We start from the raw sequence: 22,758 nt of genomic DNA on the forward strand, positions 1-22,758 counted from the left end.
TCGCTATTGATTAATTTAAATTAGAGTTGTACTTCTTCATTAGAAGTAAATTCAACGACAACTTCGTAAGTACCTGGTGTCAACATCATATATTGATTACCCACACCGATATTAAAGTTGATCTCTGTTCCGTTAATTACAACATCTGTTGTATTAGACGTCACGATATGTCCTGCTGCTGTAAGAAGCTTTATTGACAATACTTGTCTAATTTCTGCACCATTTTCTAAGGTTAATGTTACAGGAGTTGCCTCTGCAGAATAAGCTACAATTGTTGTTGCACCTTTCCCTAAATACACTTTGTATCCATTGTATGTATCACCCGTGTAAACTGTATCACCTTCGTTTGTGATGTGATCACCCAACTCTTGTTTGACGATGTCTTTGTATTTCTTAATCAAGTTAACCAAGAAAGAAGCTGGTAATTCAATCTCTTTATTCGTTTTTGTTCCATCAGGATTTGTAATCACTTGGTAGAATACGTGAGGAGTTGCTGTATTTCCATTGCTATCATCTCCATCGTGATCCCCAAAGTAAACGTTACCACCTTGATTCAACACATTCGTAATTGCATTCTTAATCTCTTCGTTATTGTTGATTGAGTTTAAGATATCTTCCGTCATGTTGATGTAATCTTTCTGATCTCCTTCAGCACTGTACTCATAAAAGATTTCACCTTGTTTTACATCTCCTGCTACTGGTGCCGTACGAACCGCTTCAAAAGCTGGTAATGTACCATCAGCTAAAACCTCTGAACGTTTAATTTGCGTTTTCGTTTCTGTTGCAGCAACTAAATCTCTTAGATTAATTGTTTCATATGAGTTAGTTGCCTCGTCCCAATATTGGAATACCCAAATCTTTTGACCTGCGTTTGCTGGATCGTCAATTTGTGTATAAATCACATTACCATTAGAGAACTGTGTAATGTACTGTAAGTACTCTTCTACTGTTGTAAATGTTTTATCACCTTCAACTGTTGTGATTGTAATATCCGTTGGCGATTCTAAAATCTCTTGAATATTGTTGATCACACCACCTACTACGTCTACGTGAATAGCACCCGCAGGAACACTTGTCCAATTTGCTGGATTTGTTTCTCCTCCTGCTTTGATATACGATTCAGATAAGTAGTATTGTTTGTTGTTGTAGCTAACAATCGTTGTATTCGTTTCAGCAGCTTCTACTAAACCTTGAATGTCAATAACTTGATATTTATTCGCTGCTTCATCCCAATATTGGAATGCCCAAATGGTTTGTCCAGGATTCGCTGGATCTGCAATCTCTGTATAAATTACATTACCATTTGAATACTGGGAGATGTACTGTAAGTACTCTTCTACTGTTGTAAATGTTTTATCACCTTCAACTGTTGTGATTGTAATATCCGTTGGCGATTCTAAAATCTCTTGAATATTGTTGATCACACCACCTACTACATCTACGTGGATAGCACCCGCAGGAACACTTGTCCAATTTGCTGGATTTGTTTCTCCTCCTGCTTTGATATACGATTCAGATAAGTAGTATTGTTTGTTGTTGTAGCTAACAATCGTTGTATTCGTTTCAGCAGCCTCTACTAAACCTTGGATGTCAATAACTTGATATTTATTCGCTGCTTCATCCCAATATTGGAATGCCCAAATGGTTTGTCCAGGATTCGCTGGATCTGCAATCTCTGTATAAATTACATTACCATTTGAATACTGTGAGATGTACTGTAAGTACTCTTCTACTGTTGTAAATGTTTTATCACCTTCAACTGTTGTGATTGTAATAGTCGTTGGTGATTCTAAAATTTCTTGAATATTGTTAACCACACCACCTACTACATCTACGTGGATAGCACCCGCAGGAACACTTGTCCAATTTGCTGGATTTGTTTCTCCTCCTGCTTTGATATACGATTCAGATAAGTAGTATTGTTTGTTGTTGTAGCTAACAATCGTTGTATTCGTTTCAGCAGCTTCTACTAAACCTTGGATGTCAATAATTTGGTATTTATTCGCTGCTTCATCCCAATATTGGAATGCCCAAATAGTCTGTCCTGGATTCGCTGGATCTGCAATCTCTGAATAGATTACATTCCCATTAGAGAACTGCGTAATGTATTGTAAGTACTCTTCTACTGTTGTAAATGTTTTATCACCTTCAACCGTTGTGATTGTAATAGTCGTTGGCGATTCTAAAATCTCTTGGATATTGTTAACCACAATATCTGTAACTTTGATTGTCGTTGCCCCTGGTGCTGTATTTGGGATATTATCAACTGTATTTTCATCAGCTGCCTCTAACCAATCGAGAATCGTTTGTTCAGAGAAATAGATGACCCCGATTATTTTACCTTCCGCATTCGATATCTCTCTCATGAATGTTTTAGTTTCTGCTCCATTCACCAAGTCTTCGAAATTGATTTCTTGTGTAGTGTACGTTTGCGTTGTAGCATCATACGTTACAGTATAAAATTTTCCATCTTTATACACCACAGTTGTATGTGTCTCTGGTGTTGTATCATCATTTGATGGGTTTGAAGGCAAGATGTAGTTAATTACTGCTTGTAAATTTTTTACATCTGCTTCTAGGTTGGTAATATTATCTCCTAAATTCTCTATTACTTGGTCTAGCTCAGCTTTACCAACTATTCTATTCCACTTTGAATCTACCCAATAGTAAAATCCTGTTGGAATAGCAACACCGTTGCTATTATATACTAATAAACTCTCTGTTTGTGCACCTTCGATAGGATTGAATACATCTAATGAAGTTAATGCAACACGAGGAATTAAAATACCTTTATCTTTAGCTGTTACATCTAATTGAGTAGAGGTGATAGGTGTAGGTGTTCCAATACCTACTTGAGCATTTGCAAAATACGATGCTCCTAATACTGCTGCTAATAATGTGATTTTTTTCATAGTACTATATGTCTTAATTCTCTAGTATATCTTATTTAATTTTTTGTGTGACGTTCAGATTTGATTTTACTGAACAATTTTTCAATATTACACGAATAGGTAATCTTCTACCTACAACACAGCCATTTCTATAGGTCTGTACATAAACAACACTGTATTTTGGTCCAAACCCAGCGCCTTCTGGTAATTCATCCTGATATTCAGGTAAATGATATGGTAATCTGAAGTTATTCAACCCTTCTGTCGGAACTGGTGTACCACCTGTTTCTTCGGTATAAACTTCATAAGTAGAACAGTTGTCTTCTGCATTAATCGTTAGAATACCCCCTTGACATATATCCAAATATTCTTCTTCAATATCGATTCCAACATCAATGCGAGGAGCTACTGTTACTTCATATATTTTTGTAAAGTCTCCGAGTACTCCAACAACGCTTCCATAAGAAATCTTAACGCGATCAAAAGGTTGATCGATCTCTTTGATAATCATTTTGTACTTATTGCTGTATCCCAATCCGAGTAGTTTTAGATCTAGAATTTGAGCACCATTTGTTCCATCAATTTCGTCTCCTACTTTTTGATCTCCTAAATAGCGTTGGATTGTATATCCTTTAATTAATTCTAAACTCAAAATAGGGTTTCCAGGAACTTCTGTTACAATGTGTAATTTATCACCTGGCATGGCTTGTTGTTTGAAGACGACTGTTAAACTCGCTGCGTTTAATACAGCAACTCCTCTCGATATTTGAGCAAAAGTTTCAAGATTTCCATCCACGGCATTCCATGGACTAGTAACAGAAGCTGTTGCACTTGCCACACCTAAACCTAAATCTTGCACTCCATGTAATACATCTAATACTGCTGGATGTACATTATCTGAAACAGGTTCACAATATGTTGGTGAAAATGCGCTAACATTTTTCGTATAGTATACGTGGAATACTTTAGCCAATTGAGCAACACTCAATAAAGATCCTTGAGAAACGCGAACCCCTTTATACTTTTTAGGTCCATTTTTATCAGAAGGCACGAAAGTAAATTCAATCACATTATCCGCTGCTAATAAATCTAACAAACCACCTTGAACTGATTTTAACGTTCCGATGGTATTGCCATCAGCATCTAATCCTAAGACAGAAATACCTCCAGCTAACATCAATCCACTGTATTGTTTTCCAAGCTTAATGGTTACAGGAGTACCTGCGGCAACTTCTTCTTCAAAGTAGATATTTTGCCATACCGTACCGATCCCTAAAAGTCCAATACCCGTAGTTAACGTAGAGTAAGTTGTTGGGTCTCCGTCGATGGTATTCTCTGTACCACTAACTCCTCCTGTAATGATAGATCCCCAGCTTGATGAACCTCTTGCATAGACTCTTTCTATCGTTGGAGGACATAAGCTATCATCATAAACAGTGATCATTACATTCTCAAAAGATTCACATCCATTACCCGAAGTTGCCACTACAGTTAAGGTATAAACCCCAGGTGTTGTAAATTCTATTGATGTACCCGCAAATTCTACAGCATTATGATTATACCATTTTATAGTTCCATTTCCTCCCACAACAGTAGCTGTTGGCAAGGTTACCGTTACTGCATTTTGATCTCTTGGTATCGTCACGTTAATACGTTGACTCGATGAAAATTCAATAACTGGTGCAGGACTTTGCGTCACGACAAAAGGATCTGATTCAACTGAAACTTCCACTCCTTTGGTATACACAACCGTATAACTACCTGGATAATTAGTTGTTAGTGTTTTTTCCTTTCCGTAATTTGGATTCGTCGACCCTGCCATTGTCGCATCAATTGCCTGTCCATCAACATACCATTGGTATGCATCTGCCTCAGCAGGACCTTTATTAGAATCTAATGTAAACTCTGTATCTGGACATACCGCATTTGCATGATCTGAAGTGATAATCGCTTTAGGCAATGCCGTGGTATGTGTTACTTGGATAATTGTTCCAGGGTTCTTTGTTAGATCTGGTTCTATCGGGTTGGTATTATCTATTGGAGGGTAAGAAGGATATGAAATAATACTTCCCGCTTCTTTGGTAAAAGCGGTATTCTTGATTTGTAAGATACCCTCTAATGTAGGATCCACATTCACGGTGAAAACAAATCTTTGCTCATTCCCTGGTGTCATCGTACCGGCGAAATCGTAGAGTACCGATTTACCATCATCCGACAATCTTCCTTGCAACACAGAATAGAAGGAAGTACCAATAGGTAATCTATCTGAAACTGCAAAGTTATTAACCGTCGTTGCACCAACATTTTTCACGTGAATCGTATATTCTATTTGCTCGCCTCCTGATACACTATTAGTAGAAGCAGAACCATTTACTTTGTATGATTTCCACGATACTAAATTTTGATCGGATCCATATGGACTACAAAGTCTTTCAACTTTATAAATTTCAAGAGCTGAAAGCACGCCAACATTAACCATACTTTTTAATCCAACGCTAATGCGATCATATTGACCATTCGGTTTAAAAGGGATATCCACTATAGATCCTGTTCCTAATAGATTAGCAACTTCAGTTCCTCCTAATAAGCCATTATCCCAATTCAGTTGATCCACAAACGTATCTCCTCTGTAGGCTTTAATTTCTAATTTTTCCAACAAAGGAACTGCAATAGCGCCAGTACCTGTTTTCAATCGAATGTTGGCTACATCCTCTATTTCAGAGAGCGAGTTAAAATAAAACCACTGTTTTACACTTCCACCTACGTTGATCGTACCCAAACTCATTTGTGAGCCATGCGTAGAATTAGTATCAATGGCGCGTTCTGGATATTGTACTCCACCACCGCTTAAATCTGTCACATCCAAACTAACTCCCTCATATTCAAATGAAGTAGCGAATGGAGCAACACAAGCATCTGAAGCAGTTTCATAGCACATTCCGTAGACACTCATGCTATTTGGTTGTGCTAAAAGACCTAGTGCACTATTGGTTTTATCAATAATACGAACTGATTTATAAGCACTTGTCGGTGTAATTGCTAAATAGGTACGACCTAATTTATCCAAAACAACTCTAATTTTCCCATTGCTAGTAGAAGAAGATGTTGCAAGTGTTCCGGCATTTAAAATGATTGCTCCTTGAGCGTCTTTCACTTCAACTTCAAAATCGTGATTGCCAAATACCAATCCATTCAATACACCAGAAAGCAAATTCCCTAAGCTTCCGCCCAGTAACTTGTTCAATTCAGTATCTTCAAAATCCACGCGAACATAAGAAGTTGTATTTGCTGGCACAGGAGCATTATATCCTAATTCTACTGACCCTTCATACTTATTTCCAAGTCCCAATAAAATACCTGATCCTGATTGCAATGTTGCATAAGAGTCAAAATTATCGTCAAATAAGTTTTCGATATCATTGGCATTACTAGCTCCCAGTAATTGAGTTGCACAAACAGGTGCGATAAAAGGAGAAGCTGTGCTTATTTCAGGACAAGTAGAACCAACTCGTTTTACATCATACAAGCGAATACTTGATACAAGTGATGCACTTACTGTTGTTCCTACTTGAATTTCAACGCGATCAAAGGTTTGCGCTGTATCAAAAGTCAAGGTTTGAATACCCCCCGACTGAAGTAAATTCAACGCATTGAGATTGTTAATCAATCCTTGTTGAAGCGTGAATGATTCTCTTTGTTGGTCACCTAAGAAGGTAACTATTTTATAACCACCTAATAATTCTAAAGACAATAAACTAGGTGAATTCAATTGCAAACGAACCTTTAATTGGTCTCCCGTTTGAGAAGGTTTACTAAAATAAATTGCTTGTTTCACTAAACCAAGAACAGAAACAGTACCCGTACTAATTTCAGCATATTGAGATGAATTATCGCTAATTGCATAGTATGGATTAGTTACTCCTGCTCCATTTAATTCTCCAACATTCACGGTCAATCCACTTTGATTATACGAAGTAAACTGTGGAGGGAAACAAGGGTCTGCTCCTATTTCGCGACACATATTATACACCTTTAAATCGCGTATTTCTCCATTTGGAATACCAGATACTTTGTTGGTAATCTTGATACTTTTATACGCTTGATTGGGTGTAACAGCAAGATAATATCTTCCAATTTTATCCTGAACAACGGCCATTTTTCCTCCAGTTGTTGAATTGAAACCATTGTTGCTGATTGTATGAGCAATCGGAGAAGGATTAGTTCCATCAAAAACATCTACTTCAAAGTAGTGATTGCCAATTAACAATCCTGCTACATTGTCAATTAATTGACCTAACGTTCCGCCTAATAACTTACTTATAATTTCTGGTTCCATATCTATGCGGATATAAGAAGTTGTATAAGCCGGTACCACAGACGGATAAGCCATGTGAATCATTCCATTAGAAGGCAGTGAAGACAGAAGAGAACCCGTGTTGGCATAAAGCGTTGCATAGGTTTCATTATTGTTATCGATAACATTCGTTGCAAAATTAACATTTTCAAAATCAACCAACGACGTAGCACAACTTGATGTTTCAAATGGCACTTGAGTTGGAGACGGAATAGTTACATTCGGATTGGTACAAGGTATACCATCATAACGTTCTACATCATAAATTTGAACAGAAGATCCTAAAAGTGTCACACCCACAGGTGCATTCAATCGCACTTCTACTTTATCAAATGCTTTACCAGGAGCAATAGTCACAGTAACAGCCTCTCCATTACCTAGTAAATCCAAAAGATTTGTTCCCTTGAGGATTCCACCATCTAATGGCATTCGATATACTTCTTCCTCCTCATTCCAAGCCACTAACTCAATAGAGCCTAAGAGTTTAAGATTTAAAACGTTGTTTCCTTTTGTTGCAGCTAATTTCACATTAACTGTTCCTGTTTCGGAAGTCTTATCAGCAAAGTAAAAAAATTGAGATAGACGTCCAGCCACATTTAGATCTAATAAACTCGCAGCTTTCAAACTAGAAAAACTATCAAGGTCATTGTCAATTGCATCAGATAGGGTTCCATTTCCTACAGGTAAAACAGTTAGGTTAAGTCCACCTCCATCAAATGAAGTCCCGATGGGTTTGCCACAAGCAGACGGACTATCAGCATAGGTAAAAGCACTAAAAATATCAAGATATTTCTTTGATCCTAAGCCTAATAATGCAGCACCTGTTCTATTTTGAATATAGATTCGGTCATAAGCCTCCGTTGGAGTAATAGCGATATACTTAATTCCGCCAAGTCCCTCAATAACTTTTGATTGTCCACTATTAGCAACTAACGCATCTTTACTATCTGTTGTTAGAACAGGCGTATTTCCCATTCTTGCTTCGACAGCAAACTCTTGCTCACCAGCAAGAACGATCTGCAAAAGAGAAGACAGTAAATTGCCTAATGACCCGCCTAACAAAGCATCAAGGATCTGTCCTTCCGATGCGATTCTAATATAAGAGGTTTGATTTGCTGGTACTACGGAAGGAAACTTAAGGATCAACGTGCTATCATATGCACCAAGTCCAAGAGCTAACCCTGAAGAAGCTTCCATATGAGCAAAACTAGCATTGTCTATCAACGCATAACTAGGATTTCCCGTATTAGAAGAAGATACTACTTCATTCACAAGTATTTTGCTTTGCCCATAACCTTGGGTCAATGGCACAAAAAGTACCAGAAGAATTAATGTCCTCATCCAGGAGGAAATTGTAATTTTCTCTTTCATGTGTTGTGTGTTAAACATAATATTTTTGAATTTCTTAGGTTGTAAGGTGTATATGTTCGCACGACAACAATGTGCTAAGCACATTGGTCATCCATAAAAGATCTACTAAAAGTATAGAATAAGAGGTTCCCTAATACAACTGTGTATAGGGAGTAAAAAATGCAACAAAGCTTGAGCATAGCTTCACAATACTATGCCCAGTCTTTTTTTCGATTTGCTGCTTTCTGTTCACTCAGCCCAAGCGAACAGAAAACTTGGTGTTATTCATTTTTTTTTTCGATCGATCCTGCGTAGCTTTCAAGCATCCCACTTAAAATATCTACAGAAATACAAGTTGTCTCTTCTTATAGGTCTTTTTTTGTTTTTCACACTTTTTAGTCGTAAAACTTCTAAAATTCACTCAGCCCAAGTAAATTATTAGAAAACTATTAAAAAGTACTTTATACTTATAAATACGTATTTTTTTTACGTCTTTTTTTCGCTTTTATACAATTTTAGAAGTAAAAGGTATAAATATATTTTCATTATTTTACACAATTATGTATAAAATCCATACAAAAATAATCAATAATATGAACATAATAAACCTTTTATAGAATATAAATACAAAATAAACAAACTAAAATATTGCATATAAAGTCAAAATTTATAAAAATAAAAACCAGTCCTGAATTAATAAAAGTTAATCTTAAATGAAAAGAATATTAAAAAAGTTAATAAGTAGATATTATTCTCATTTCATTCTTTTTTCAAAACACTTTCTTAAGATTAACTCCAAAATCAGTTATTTTAAACAGACATTAAACGCATCAAAAATCAAACAAAAAACAGAAAAATTATCGCTCTTATATTCGACAAAAATTTGGACAAATGCAGATTATACAACACTTAACGGTACTTTCTCTCCGTCAATTACACCGCGCTCTTTTTTAAGATGCAAAAACAAATCGACCGAAGCATTTAATTCGCATTTTGTCACTTTAAAAGAATAAAAAAAAGTTAAAAAAAAAATGTCTCCTTTTTCTAATTTATATACTTTCTAAATAGAAGACTATTGTATCTCTTATTGAGAATGCAACGCATAAACGACTAAACATTTTATCGCTTTCTCAAGAATCCTTACATTTGGCAAAAGACTACTATACATATGGAAACAAACGCTTATATAAAAACCGCTACAGCGGATAAAATTGCGACAATTACCTTTTACAGCGCGGCTAGTAACTCTTTTCCAAGTACGTTACTGGATGAATTAACTCATACAATCACGGAGTTAAGCGCTTCTACAGCCATTACGACTATTATCCTACAAAGCGAAGGAACGGGAGCTTTTTGTGCTGGAGCATCTTTTGATGAATTACTCTCTATTCAAGACAAAGCAACAGGAAAAAAATTCTTTTCTGGTTTTGCCAATGTGATTAATGCTATGCGTAAAAGTCCTAAATTATTCATTGGGCGTATTCATGGAAAAACAGTTGGCGGCGGTGTTGGATTAGCAGCTTCATGCGATTATTGTTTTGCAACAGAGCATGCATCGATCAAACTATCGGAACTAGCTATTGGAATTGGACCTTTTGTTATCGAACCAGCAGTATCGAGAAAAATAGGAAAAACTGCTTTCACCTCTATGTCTTTAGCTGCTCACGAATGGAAAACTGCATCTTGGGCGCAGCAACACGGTCTATATGACGAGGTGTATGATACTATTGACCGTTTAGACTTAGAACTGCAAACTTTTGCGCAACGCGTTAGTGCATACAACCCCGAGGCTATCACTGAAATGAAAAACATTTTTTGGGAAGGAACGGCAAACTGGGATCAACTACTAACAGAACGCGCTGAGATTTCTGGTCGATTAGTTTTATCAGAATTCACAATAAATGCTTTAAATTCTTTCAAGAAAAAATAACAAAATAGTTAAAAAATACACGATTTACTATTAAGTCGTGTATTTGCTTATCTATCTTTGAGGAAAAAATGAAAAGCAAAATTTTAATTTTAACTCTATTCCTCTCCCTATTATACCCCTTTCTTAGTGCCGCTCAGTCTACAAATACAGCTGATGAATCCTATTTCTTTAATCACTTATCTATCTCAGCAGGACTTAGCACCCTCGGATTTACAGCCGAACTCACTACACCAATTAGCCATAAGCTATTCTTACGTGCCGGGATTAACACATTCCACTACAACACCAAAACACATGCTGTTCAACTGAATGATCCTTACGGTTTACTTCATCATACCTTTGGTCAGGATGTGTCTTATCTAATGAGAGGACAAGCCAAAAACACACATGGCCATGTTGTTCTCGATTTTTATCCTTTACAAAAAGGATTGCTCTACTTCAGTACGGGACTATACTTTGGACGAACCATATTAAGTGCGCATGGAATTATTGCTAATAGTGATGGCACACCTGCTCAATCACGATGGCCTTCTGACTGGCCAACCCTAGCCTTCAACAACCAAAAACTAGACATCATTAATGGACGACTTGATGGCGAACTTATTTTAGGAAATTTCGTCAAACCCTATTTCGGTTTTGGTTTAGGTAGAGCGATCCCAAAAAAGCGATTAGGTGTAAAAATAGAAATGGGACTCCTATTCTCAGGCGACTATGTCATCAAACAAAATGGACATCGATTAGATCAAACACTGAAGAAGGAACACAACTTTGAAGCGGCTGATTCGTACTTAAATTGGTTCCGATTCTATCCTATTGCAAAAGCACAACTCACCTATCGCCTCTTTTAATTTCGCAATGCTGAGTTAAAACCAACCAAAAGAAAGGACGAGTGCACTCATTTTTTGACTACCTTTGTCAAAATTTTTGGTTATGTCTAAAATTAGAATTACAAAACAATTCACCTTTGAAACGGGTCATGCTTTATACGGCTATGATGGTAAATGTCGCAATGTACACGGACACAGTTATAAACTTGGTGTTACAGTAATTGGCACACCTATTACAGATGCTGCACATGTAAAGTTTGGAATGGTGATTGATTTCAGTGATCTAAAAAAAATAGTAAAGGAAGAAATTGTAGATGTATTTGATCACGCTACTGTATTCAATCAAAACACCCCCCATGTTGAATTAGCACAAGAACTAAAAGAACGTGGTCATCACGTTATTTTAGTTGACTATCAACCAACAAGTGAGAATATGGTTATTGACTTTGCTAACAAGATAAAAAGTCGTTTACCTGAGAACATCGCCTTGTATTCCCTGCGTTTACAAGAGACAGAATCTTCTTATGCGGAATGGTTTCAATCTGATAATTTATAAGTTTAAGTTAAGGTGAGTTTTACAATTGATACAACAAAGGGAATTTACTTTGCCTCGGATCAACATTTCGGAGCCCCCACCCGTGAAAAGAGTTTACCACGAGAAAAAGTTTTTCTCTCTTGGCTAAACGAAAAGGAAGCGGATATGGGAGCCTTATTCATTCTCGGAGATCTTTTCGATTTCTGGTTTGAATATAAAACGGTTGTTCCTAAGGGATTTGTACGCATATTGGGCAAATTAGCCGAATTAAAAGACAAAGGGATTCCGATCTATTTCTTTGTGGGAAACCACGATCTATGGATGAATGACTATTTCCAAACAGAATTAGGCATTCCCGTTTTTCACGAACCACAAGTTTTTACCATTAATGGTAAACGTTTTTTTATTGGTCATGGCGATGGTCTAGGACCTGGTGATCTGGGCTATAAACGCATGAAAAAAGTGTTTACCAATAAATTCTCTAAATGGTTGTTCAATTGGTTACATCCAGATATTGGCGTACGTCTTGGACAGTACCTATCTGTTAAAAACAAATTGATTTCTGGTGATGAAGATGTTACTTTTTTAGGGGAAGACAAAGAATGGTTGGTGCTTTATGCCAAGCGAAAGCTAGAAAGTCAACACTATGATTACTTCATTTTTGGACACCGCCATTTACCGATGGTCATTGACCTGAATGAACAATCTAAATACATTAACCTCGGAGATTGGATTCACTATTTTACGTATGGTTACTTTGATGGAGAATTCCATCTTGAAAAATATAAAAAGCCTCAATATTGAGGCTTTTTTTGTGATCAGTGATCAGTGATCGATTATCAGTGATCGGTAAGTTCATCTTTTCTTTTCTAAAACGGTTTATCTAAAATCCAAGGACTGTGACTAAAATAATTCCATGGAACACTAGCTAAATCAACATTTTCATCAACATAACGGCTGTATTCTCTACCATTAATAGACACCCAACTATCAGCATAAACGGCCACTTCTTTACCTTGAGCGGCATATTCTTTTTTGATGCGTTGTGCCATTTGCCATATCATATCAGAAGTATTCAAACGCGCATCTTGTTTACGAGTCAACACTCCATGTGTTGAATACAAAAAGCGCTCTCCAGTTTTTTTGTCTTCTACAAAATAGGATGTATACCCTGACCTAGAACGCAACATCATGCGCCAGCTTAGGCGATGAGCCTCATCTGTCCATAGAATATCGCCTTCAATAAAATGTTGTCTTAGTGGCAGTGCAAATTGAAAAAACATAAAAACGGCCAAGAAACCTAAAACAGGTTTACTCAATTGAGGCGTTGTAAAGCGTTCACTTGTATCTATTGCTGATTTTTTCTTTAAGAAGATGCGTCTAATTTGATCTGACGGATAAAAGAACAGGGCAAATGTCAACGCAAAATAAGGGAAAATCCCAATGTGTAGGGTTGCTGAATTAAACAAATGAAAAATCAGAGAAGCGATTAACCCTAAAGTACGCGTTCGTTTCCAGAGCAAAGCGGGTACAATTAATCCATCAAATATGATTCCCAGGTAAGCAATAATTAAATAAAACTCTTTTTGCGTAAATACATTTTTAAAAACATCGGGTATATTGGCCGATTGATACATTAATTCAGTAAAAGTACCATCCAACCAATCAGGATAAAATTTAGCTATTGTTCCATAAATATACAGCACACTAACCTGGAAAATAAAAATCCAATTAAAATAAAGAGGCATTGCATGCTCTTCTTTTACTCGATTCGCTTTCACATCTAAGGATTTATACGATGCGGCAGGGAGAAAACACATGTACACACAAATAATCATCAACAGATAATAGTGATTGTTGTAGGATGTTTTCTGAATAAAATAGGCTCCAGCCCACAAAAGGGTCAGTAGTGGCATAGACCATTTATAACGATATCCCAGCATCACGGCCAAAGAGGCCAATCCCATCACAAAGAAATAGACATACATTTGCGGGCCAACAAGCACTTGCAAAAAGTCCATGTAAATATGGGAAAAGGTAAAATTTACATCCACAAGGTTTTCTCTTACCCAACCTGTGGCAATAGCACCAAAGGATTCACAGGCAAACAAAAAACCAAAAAAGATTCTAAATATAATTAAAGGGGCGTTATCAACGGGTTGCAGGGCTTTTTTCCACATAGCGATCAAAATATGCTCGCGTTGCTTGCTCGTCCTTTTTTAATTGATCTACAAGTTCTTCGAGCGAATTAAATTTTTGTTCATCTCTTATGCGATCCAAGATACGAACTTTTAACGTTTTATGATATAAATCGCCTGACCAATCTAGAAAGTTTACTTCTATTGTATGAGGATGGTTGACAAATGTCGGATTAATACCAATACTCATCATTCCTTTTACTCGTTCACCTTCTATTTCAGATTCAACTACATAAATTCCGTTTTGCGGAATCATCTTATACGACTCTGAGATTTGGAAATTAGCTGTCGGAAATCCCAACGTACGCCCTAACTTTTTACCGTGAATAACCTCGCCAGAAAAATGATATTCGTGTCCTAAAAACTCATTAGCTAATGCGATATTTCCAGCTTCTAAAGCCACGCGAATTTTGGTAGAACTGATCGAAACATGATCAATTTCTTGTGCTGATATTTCCTCTACTTCAAATCCATATAATAAACCAAAGCGCTTTAAATCGTGAATATCGGCGGTTCTATTTTTTCCAAAACGGTGATCATAACCAATAATTATTTTAGAAATATTAAAGGTATCGACCAATACTTGTTTCACAAATTCTTCAGCGCTTAAATTAGCAAAATCCAAATCGAACTTTTGTACCACCAGGTTGTCTAATCCGAGAGCGGCTAACAACTCTTGCTTTTCTTCCAATGTATTCAATAGGCGAATTCCGTGATCTTGCTTCAATACCATACGCGGATGAGGAAAGAAGGTCAACACCAAACTTTCAGCTCCTAAGGCCTCAGCAGAATCAACCAGTTTTTTAATAATCATTTGATGCCCAATGTGAACCCCGTCAAAGGTTCCCAAAGTTGCAACAACTTTTTTATCGGTTTTAAATTCACCAATGGAAGAAAATATTTTCACGATGATAACTTTAGTCTTTTAAAGGGATTTTACTTAGTTTTGCCCCGTTTTTCTAAACAAATATTCAAGCCGTAAAAATACTTCATTTTTTACAAATCACCGTAAATTTTACATAATAATACGCCTAAACTAAAGTAATTAACATGCCCTCATTAATCAGAACCACATTGGTTTTCCTTTTTGTATTCGTTCCCCTTATGCTCTTTTCTCAAGTTAAAATAATGACTTGGAATTTAAAGAACATAGGAAGTAGCAAAACGGAAGAACACCTTAGCTACATGGCTAAAATTATGAAACAAGCGGATGTCATTGCCATACAAGAAGTCGTAACAAATCCTGCAGGCGCAAAAGCCATTGCCGCCCTTCACGAGGAGCTCAATCGAAAAAGTGGGGCAAAATGGGATTATGCTCTTAGTGATCCGACCGTTAGTTCGCCTTACCGTTCAGAGCGCTACGCTTATTTGTGGAAGACTCAACACATCAAGTTAAAAAAGAAAGCGTTTTTAGATCAACACTACCAAGAAAAAATTGAACGTGAGCCCTACATGGCCACCTTTCAATACAAAGACTTGGAATTCACGTTGGTTAGTTTACACGCTTTACCCAAGAAACACCAACCGGAAACAGAAATTAAATACTTAAAATTCTTTCCCGAGCACTACGCCGAAAACAACCTGATTTTTTTAGGTGACTTCAATCTTACTGAGTCACATTCTGTGTTTAATCCACTCAAAAAACAAGGCTACAACCCGGCGTTTACCAATCAAAAAACGTCTTTGCGTCAAAAATGCATCAATGGTGATTGTTTGGCGAGTGAGTATGACAACATATTCCTTCAACAAGAGGTGTTTACTGTTAAATCTGCCAAAGCAATTTTGTTCTTCGAAGATTTTGAAACTATACAAGAAGCAAATAAGATCTCCGATCACATCCCCTTGCTCATTGAAATACAATAAAAAAAGGATTTCCACTGGAAATCCTTTTTAAAACAATTAAAATATAATAAAAACACTTATTTACCTTCTATTCATGTAAATCATGACGTAGTATAACAAAGTACCCAAAGAGGAAAGAGCGGCTACTACATAGGTTCTTGCAGCCCATTTCAGTGCATCTTTAGATCCTACTAATTCCTGAGGTGTCACAATATTTTTAGCTTCTAGCCATTTTAAAGCACGGTTACTCGCGTCGTATTCTACGGGTAAGGTAATGAATGAGAAGATTGTTGTTAAGGCAAATAATCCAATTCCCAACAATAGTAATTGAGGAAAGGTTTTGAGCAATAAAACTCCTCCAATCAACACGAAAGGCATAAACTTAGAAGATACTTCTAAGATAGGAACCATACGAGAACGCATGGTTAACCAAGAATAGGCTTGTGCATGTTGCACAGCGTGACCTACCTCGTGGGCTGCTACAGCCGCAGCGGCAGCATTGCGTTGATTGTACACTGCTTCACTTAAATTGACCGTCTTATCTATCGGATTATAATGATCCGTCAATCTTCCAGGTGTAGAAATTACACGTACATCGCGAATTCCGTGGTCAAAAAGCATTTTTTGGGCGATCTCAGCACCACTCATGCCATTTTGTAAATGAACCTCAGAATACTTCTTAAACTTCGTTTGTAAACGATTGCCTACATACCAACTGGCAGCCATCATGGCAATCATAAAAACCCATATCATCATAGATACAACAATTTATGTTCATAAAGTAAAATAGCAAATGGCGCGCCAAATAAAAAAAAGCGACATTTTGTCATAAAAAAAGAGAGACTCTTGCGAATCTCTCTTTTCTTATTTAATCCTATTGAATTACTTCAATTTTTTCTTCACTTCTACTTCTTGGAATGCCTCAATTGTATCGTATTCTTTAATATCGTTGTAGTTCTTAATTTGGATACCACAATCATATCCTTTCGATACTTCTTTTACGTCATCTTTGAAACGTTTAAGCGCAGTAAGTTCACCTGTATAGATAACAACTCCCTCGCGGATTAAGCGGATCTTAGAATTACGGAAGATTTTTCCATCAAGAACCATACATCCAGCAATTGTACCCACTTTAGAAATTTTGAATAGCTCTCTAATTTCTGCAGTACCTGTAACTTCTTCTTTCAACTCTGGAGATAACATACCTTCCATTGCGTCTTTCAAGTCGTCAATTGCGTCATAGATAATCGAGTAGTTTCTGATATCGATTTCCTCTTTATCTGCTAATACTTTAGCAGAAGCCATTGGACGTACGTTGAATCCGATAATAATCGCATCTGATGCAGACGCTAACAATACGTCAGATTCAGTAATTGCACCCACTCCTTTGTGGATGATATTGATTTGAATTTCTTCTGTTGACAATTTAGAGAATGAATCAGAAAGTGCTTCTACAGATCCATCCACGTCTCCTTTTAAGATGATGTTCAACTCTTTGAAATCTCCTAAAGCGATACGACGTCCGATCTCTGCCAACGTAATATGTCTTTGTGCACGAACTGATTGCTCACGTAACAATTGTGTACGTTTTGCTGCAATTTGTTTTGCTTCTTTCTCTTCTTCAAACACGTTGAATTTATCTCCCGCACCTGGTGCACCATCTAATCCCAATACTGAAATTGGTCTTGAAGGTCCTGCCTCTTTTACAGAGTTTCCACGTTCATCGTGCATAGCACGAACTTTACCGTGGTTACATCCTGCTAATAGGTAGTCTCCTACTCTTAATGTACCTGCTTGAACTAATACGGTAGATACATATCCACGTCCTTTATCTAAATAAGCTTCTACAACAGTACCAGAAGCAAGTTTGTCAGGGTTTGCTTTTAACTCAAGCATTTCTGCTTCAAGTAAAACTTTCTCTAACAATTCTTTCATTCCGATTCCTTGTTTTGCTGAAATATCTTGTGATTGGTATGTACCTCCCCACTCTTCAACTAACAAGTTCATCGAAGCTAATTTTTCTTTAATTTTCTCTGGGTTAGCCGTTGGCTTATCCACTTTATTGATAGCGAAAATAATTGGTACACCTGCTGCTTGTGCGTGACTGATCGCCTCTTTTGTTTGTGGCATGATGTCATCATCGGCAGCAATTACGATAATTACGATATCGGTAACTTGAGCTCCACGTGCACGCATTGCGGTAAACGCCTCGTGACCTGGTGTATCTAAGAAGGTAATTTGTTGACCATTCTCTAACGTTACTCCATATGCACCAATGTGTTGTGTAATTCCTCCAGACTCTCCTGCGATTACGTTTGCTTTACGCACGTAATCCAATAAAGAGGTCTTACCGTGATCTACGTGTCCCATTACCGTAACGATAGGTGCACGAGATTTTAAATCTTCTGGTCTATCTGGTGTCTCTTCAATAGCTTCTTCTAAATCAGCTGTTGTAAAGTCTACTTCATAACCAAATTCATCAGCAACAATAGTCAATGTTTCAGCATCCAAACGTTGGTTCATCGTTACCATGATACCCAAAGACATACATGTTCCGATCACTTTAGTAATAGGCACATCCATCATGGTAGCAATTTCACCTACCGTAACGAATTCCGTTACTTTAAGCACTTTGCTTCCTGCTTCTAAAGCTCTTTGTTCCTCATCTGATTTCTTACGGTGAACATCGCGTTTATCTCTACGATATTTCGCTGCTTTAGATCTGTTACCTTTACCTTGTAAACGCTCTAGCGTTTCTTTAATTTGGTTTTTAACTTCTTCTTCCGTTGGCTCAGCTTTTACAACTGGAGCATTTCTACGGTTGTTGTTGTTATTTTTATTGAATTTCCCATTGTTTCCACCTGGGCGATTTGCATTGTTTCCGCCTGGGCGATTTGCATTATTTCCACCTGGGCGATTTGCGTTATTTCCACCTGCTTTGTTTGCATTTGCTCCAGCATTATTTGGAGTATTTCCAGCACCTTCTGCATTAGTTGGTTTTGCAATACGCTTTCTTTTATTTCTACCAGCTACATTGCCCTTTTTGTCATCTTTCTTCTCTTCCTTCTTCTTCTTAGGCTTGTCAAACTGAGATAAATCGATCGTTTGCCCTGTAAATGTAGTTCCCGAAAGTTTTTGATAGTTCGTTTTGATGATCTCATCACCTAACTTCGCATCAACCTTATCGTCTTCAACTACTTTAGTTTCTTCGTTTGCTACTTTAGCAGACTCCTTATGTTGCTTTTCTTCCACAGGTTTGTCTTTTACTTTTGATTCTTTATTGGCTACTTTCTTAGTTTCACCTTTTTTTGTCGTATTTTTTGCTGAATCAGTTTTAGAATCGACATTAACCTCAGCAGCAGGAGCAGCTTGAACTTTCTCCTCTACTTTTTCTTGTGCAACGCTTTCTTTCGCAACTGGTTCTTCTCTCTTTACAGGCTCAGCTTTAATCTCTTCTTTCTCCACAACTTTATCCAATACGGCTGAAGAAGATTCTAAAGTTTTTTTAGGTTCAAGATCAATTTGCCCCACAGTTTTAATAGCAACTTGCTCTTCTGCTTTGGCTCTAATGATCTCTTGTTCTTTCTTGATACGAGCTTGTTCTTCTTGTTTTCTTTTTTCTTCTAATTCGCGTTCACGCTCAACTTTAAGCGCTTCCTTTTCTTTTCTCTTCTCTTCACTTACTTCAATAGAAGCTTCCTTCTTCCCTCTATCAGCAGAAAACTGTTTATTTAGAACGTTAAATTCTTCTTGGGAAATCTTAGCATTTGGAGTTGCCTCGATTTCATACCCTTTGCCTTTCAAAAAGTCCACGGCTCTATCTAGAGAAATATTTAATTCCCTTAAAACTTTATTTATTCTTATTGCTCTTTCTTCAGACATATTATCTTTTTAGTGTATTATTTGTGTTGTGTTGTTCCTAGAAGTGTCGATTTAATCTTCGAACTCTTCCTTCAGAATACGGAGAACATCTTGAATGGTCTCTTCTTCTAAGTCGGTGCGTTTGATTAGCTCTTCAACACTTAAGTTCAACACGCTTTTTGCTGTATCTAATCCAATCTTAGCAAACTCTTCAATTACCCACACGTCAATTTCATCGCTGAATTCTCTCAATTCAACATCGTCGTCTTCTGGGTTCAATTCGCGCATCACATCGATATCAAATCCTGTTAACATTCCTGCTAACTTAATGTTTTGCCCTCCTTTACCAATTGCTCTAGATACTTCTTCTGTATCTAAATATACATTTGCCTTTTTCGTCTCCTCGTCAAATACAACCTTGTTTACTTTTGCCGGTGCTAAAGCACGTTTGATAAACAAGTCTGTATTAGCTGTGTAATGAATAACATCGATATTTTCGTTTCCTAGTTCTCTTACGATACCGTGAATACGAGATCCTTTCATTCCCACACATGCTCCAACTGGATCAATGCGATCGTCTGATCCTTCAACAGCAATTTTTGCTTTTTCTCCTGGGATACGAACTACTTTCTTAACGAAAATTTTATCTTCTCCAATTTCAGGAATTTCTTGTTCTAATAATCTTTCTAAGAAACGGTTAGATGTTCTAGACATGATAATCTGAGGTTTTGCTCCTTTCAATTCAACTGCCTCAATAATTCCTTTTACCGTGTCTCCTTTTCTGAAAAAGTCAGAAGGAATTTGTTTTTCTTTTGGCAAAACAATCTCATTTCCTTCATCATCCATCAAAATTACAACTTTTGGACGAATATGATGCACTTCTGCTGCGTAAATCTCTCCGATTACCTCTTTAAACTGCTTATATAGCGTAGCATTGTCATGCTCCGTTACTTTTGAATTCAAATATTGACGTAAAGCTAATACTGCTCTTCTACCAATATCTTCTAATTTCACCTCTTCTGAAACTTCTTCTCCTACTTCAAAATCCGATTCAATCTTTCTCGCTTCACTTAATGAAATCTCGTATTTATCATCTTCTACTTCCCCGTCATTTACAACGATTCTGCTTCTAAAAACCTGGAAATCTCCTTTATCAGGGTTAATAATGATATCGAAGTTATCGTCATCACCATATTTCTTTTTCAATGCATTTCTGAATACATCTTCCAAGATGGCCATTAACGTAACTCTATCAATGTATTTTAACTCTTGAAATTCTGAGAACGATTCTACTAAACCACTATTCTCCATCTGATATTTTTTTAAAATGAAATTATTATACTAGCTTCTTTTATATTTTCGAATGGTATAACAGCTTCTTTTTCAACTGTAACCTTTCCTTTTCCAACAGCTTTTGCCTCGCGAGCTTTCCACTGTAATACGATCGATGCTTCTCTTACTTCCGTTATTGTTGCTTCGTATTTCTCTTGGTTCAACGTTACTAACTTCACTTTTCGACCAATATTCTTTTTATACTGACGCAACAATTTTAACGGTGATGTTGCACCAGCTGAAGCAACTTCTAAACCGAAATCGTGTTCTTCTCTGTCTAAATTGTGCTCAATAGCTCTGCTTACATCAATGCAGTCTTGCAAATTAACCCCGTGATCTCCATCTAAGGTCACCATGATCTTATTGTCTGGAGAAATTGTCATTTCAATCAAAAACAACTCTTGCTTTTCCGCTAAAGCTGCATCCAACAACTCTTGTACTTTGTTTTTAAATGTCATATGCTATAAAAAGAGGGGACTATTACGTCCCCTCATTATTTAACTTCTTTAATAAATAACGGTGCAAATATACTATTTTTTTTGTAGTAATAAAAACTTTTGTGTATTGATAATTATATGCTTAAATTTAGAACACCAAAAAAACATGTTAAATACTTAATCCACTTTTATACGTAATTATGAAGAAAATACTAATACCAACCGATTTTTCACAACAAGCACAAAACGCAATTAAAGCGGGAGTGAATTTTGCAAAAAAACACCATGCAGAAATCATCTTACTACACATCTTAGATTTGCCTCAAGAAGCAAGTGATGGTATTAGCAAAGGTACACCTGCACCGGAAGTGATGTTTTTCAAAAACGCTGCGGAACAAAAATTACAACAGATTGCACTAGATCCGTTATTCGAGGGATTAACGGTTTCAACAAGTTTGATCTTAGACCGCACCTCTCAAGGAGTTACTAAATCAGCGGTACACAATGAAGTAGACCTAATCGTTATGGGGTCTCACGGAGCAAGTGGAATGAAAGAGTACTTTGTGGGATCTAATACACAAAAAGTAGTACGCACGTCTCCTGTACCAGTATTTGTAGTAAAAGGAGAATTTGAAGACAGCTGCATCAAAGACATCGTTTTCGCTTCAGATTTTACAAGCGAAATGAAAGATTCTTTCAAAAGCACTTTAGCGTTAAACAAAGTAGTAGGCGCAGATTTACACCTATTAATGGTTAACACACCCAATAGCTTCAAACCTACACATGTGGCAGAAGAAACACTAGAATCATTCTTAGAAGATATCACAGATAAAGAATTTGACCTAAGCATCTACAACGACATCAATGTAGAAAAAGGAATCTTAAACTACTGTAAAAAAATAGATGCCGACTTAATCGCTATCGCTACGCATGGTCGCACAGGCTTGGCACACTTCTTTAACGGAAGTATTAGCGAAGACTTAGTTAACCATTCACCAATTTCAGTTTTGACTTTCAAAATTGACTAATTTTTGATTGGAGAGAAGAAAGAAGAAAGAAGAGAGAAGAAAGGAAATGAACATCCCTAAATACAGTTGACCGTTTTTTAAACATTAACTTCATTATTAAAGATAGTAATAATTGGTTTGTTGAAAGTACTTTCAACAAACCAATTATTTTCAAATTCAACAGGAGACATTTT

Annotated in this window: 14 protein-coding genes; 6 read left to right on the top strand and 8 right to left on the bottom strand. The window is 36.8% G+C overall.

Features of this window, described 5'->3' with window-relative positions:
* Positions 1–20: 20 nt before the first annotated feature.
* The gene (locus H4K33_RS12125; RefSeq protein WP_182649316.1) at positions 21–2,912 is read right to left on the bottom strand and encodes a hypothetical protein; all 2,892 of its coding nucleotides are present in this window, start codon (positions 2,910–2,912) and stop codon (positions 21–23) included.
* 31 nt (positions 2,913–2,943) lie between these two features.
* Complete coding sequence (locus H4K33_RS12130) at positions 2,944–8,616, bottom strand: DUF11 domain-containing protein (RefSeq protein WP_255493681.1); 5,673 nt, start codon at positions 8,614–8,616, stop codon at positions 2,944–2,946.
* 1,147 nt (positions 8,617–9,763) lie between these two features.
* On the opposite strand from H4K33_RS12130, the gene H4K33_RS12135 reads away from it, so the two are divergent.
* From H4K33_RS12135 to H4K33_RS12150, 4 genes are all read left to right on the top strand, one after another.
* The gene (locus H4K33_RS12135) at positions 9,764–10,525 is read left to right on the top strand and encodes an enoyl-CoA hydratase/isomerase family protein (RefSeq protein ID WP_182649320.1); all 762 of its coding nucleotides are present in this window, start codon (positions 9,764–9,766) and stop codon (positions 10,523–10,525) included.
* A gap of 68 nt (positions 10,526–10,593) precedes the next feature.
* Positions 10,594–11,373, top strand: coding sequence for a hypothetical protein (locus tag H4K33_RS12140; RefSeq protein WP_182649323.1), 780 nt, complete (start codon positions 10,594–10,596; stop codon positions 11,371–11,373).
* Between the two features lie 82 nt (positions 11,374–11,455).
* On the top strand, positions 11,456–11,908 hold the full coding sequence (locus tag H4K33_RS12145; protein WP_182649326.1) for a 6-carboxytetrahydropterin synthase: 453 nt from the start codon (positions 11,456–11,458) through the stop codon (positions 11,906–11,908).
* A 12-nt stretch (positions 11,909–11,920) separates the two neighbouring features.
* Positions 11,921–12,691, top strand: a complete 771-nt coding sequence (locus tag H4K33_RS12150) for a UDP-2,3-diacylglucosamine diphosphatase (protein ID WP_182649329.1) — start codon at positions 11,921–11,923, stop codon at positions 12,689–12,691.
* Between the two features lie 65 nt (positions 12,692–12,756).
* Here the strand turns inward: H4K33_RS12150 and H4K33_RS12155 are convergent, their stop codons facing one another.
* Both H4K33_RS12155 and H4K33_RS12160 read right to left on the bottom strand, forming a co-directional pair.
* Positions 12,757–14,067, bottom strand: coding sequence for an HTTM domain-containing protein (locus tag H4K33_RS12155; protein WP_182649332.1), 1,311 nt, complete (start codon positions 14,065–14,067; stop codon positions 12,757–12,759).
* Positions 14,039–14,992: a bifunctional riboflavin kinase/FAD synthetase gene (locus tag H4K33_RS12160; RefSeq protein WP_182649334.1), complete on the bottom strand. Its 954-nt coding sequence runs from the start codon at positions 14,990–14,992 to the stop codon at positions 14,039–14,041. Before H4K33_RS12160 ends, H4K33_RS12155 begins: the two co-directional genes overlap by 29 nt.
* Positions 14,993–15,189: 197 nt before the next feature.
* Between H4K33_RS12160 and H4K33_RS12165 the strand changes: the two genes are divergently transcribed.
* Complete coding sequence (locus tag H4K33_RS12165; protein WP_370576679.1) at positions 15,190–15,948, top strand: endonuclease/exonuclease/phosphatase family protein; 759 nt, start codon at positions 15,190–15,192, stop codon at positions 15,946–15,948.
* 60 nt (positions 15,949–16,008) lie between these two features.
* Here the strand turns inward: H4K33_RS12165 and H4K33_RS12170 are convergent, their stop codons facing one another.
* The 4 genes from H4K33_RS12170 to rimP form a co-directional block, all read right to left on the bottom strand.
* Positions 16,009–16,680 (bottom strand): zinc metallopeptidase, encoded by a 672-nt coding sequence (locus H4K33_RS12170; RefSeq protein WP_182649356.1) that lies wholly within the window; start codon positions 16,678–16,680, stop codon positions 16,009–16,011.
* 129 nt (positions 16,681–16,809) lie between these two features.
* A complete protein-coding gene (infB, locus tag H4K33_RS12175) occupies positions 16,810–19,809 on the bottom strand; it encodes a translation initiation factor IF-2 (RefSeq protein WP_182649338.1) in 3,000 nt (999 codons plus the stop codon).
* Between the two features lie 51 nt (positions 19,810–19,860).
* Positions 19,861–21,099, bottom strand: a complete 1,239-nt coding sequence (nusA, locus tag H4K33_RS12180) for a transcription termination factor NusA (RefSeq protein ID WP_182649341.1) — start codon at positions 21,097–21,099, stop codon at positions 19,861–19,863.
* Between the two features lie 11 nt (positions 21,100–21,110).
* Positions 21,111–21,578: a ribosome assembly cofactor RimP gene (gene rimP / locus H4K33_RS12185; RefSeq protein WP_182649344.1), complete on the bottom strand. Its 468-nt coding sequence runs from the start codon at positions 21,576–21,578 to the stop codon at positions 21,111–21,113.
* A 179-nt stretch (positions 21,579–21,757) separates the two neighbouring features.
* On the opposite strand from rimP, the gene H4K33_RS12190 reads away from it, so the two are divergent.
* Positions 21,758–22,585 carry a universal stress protein gene (locus H4K33_RS12190; protein ID WP_182649346.1) on the top strand — a complete coding sequence of 276 codons (828 nt, stop codon included), beginning with the start codon at positions 21,758–21,760 and terminating at the stop codon, positions 22,583–22,585.
* Positions 22,586–22,758 lie beyond the last annotated feature (173 nt).

This window comes from Myroides sp. WP-1, assembly GCF_014145635.1.
Classification (GTDB): Bacteria; Bacteroidota; Bacteroidia; order Flavobacteriales; family Flavobacteriaceae; genus Flavobacterium.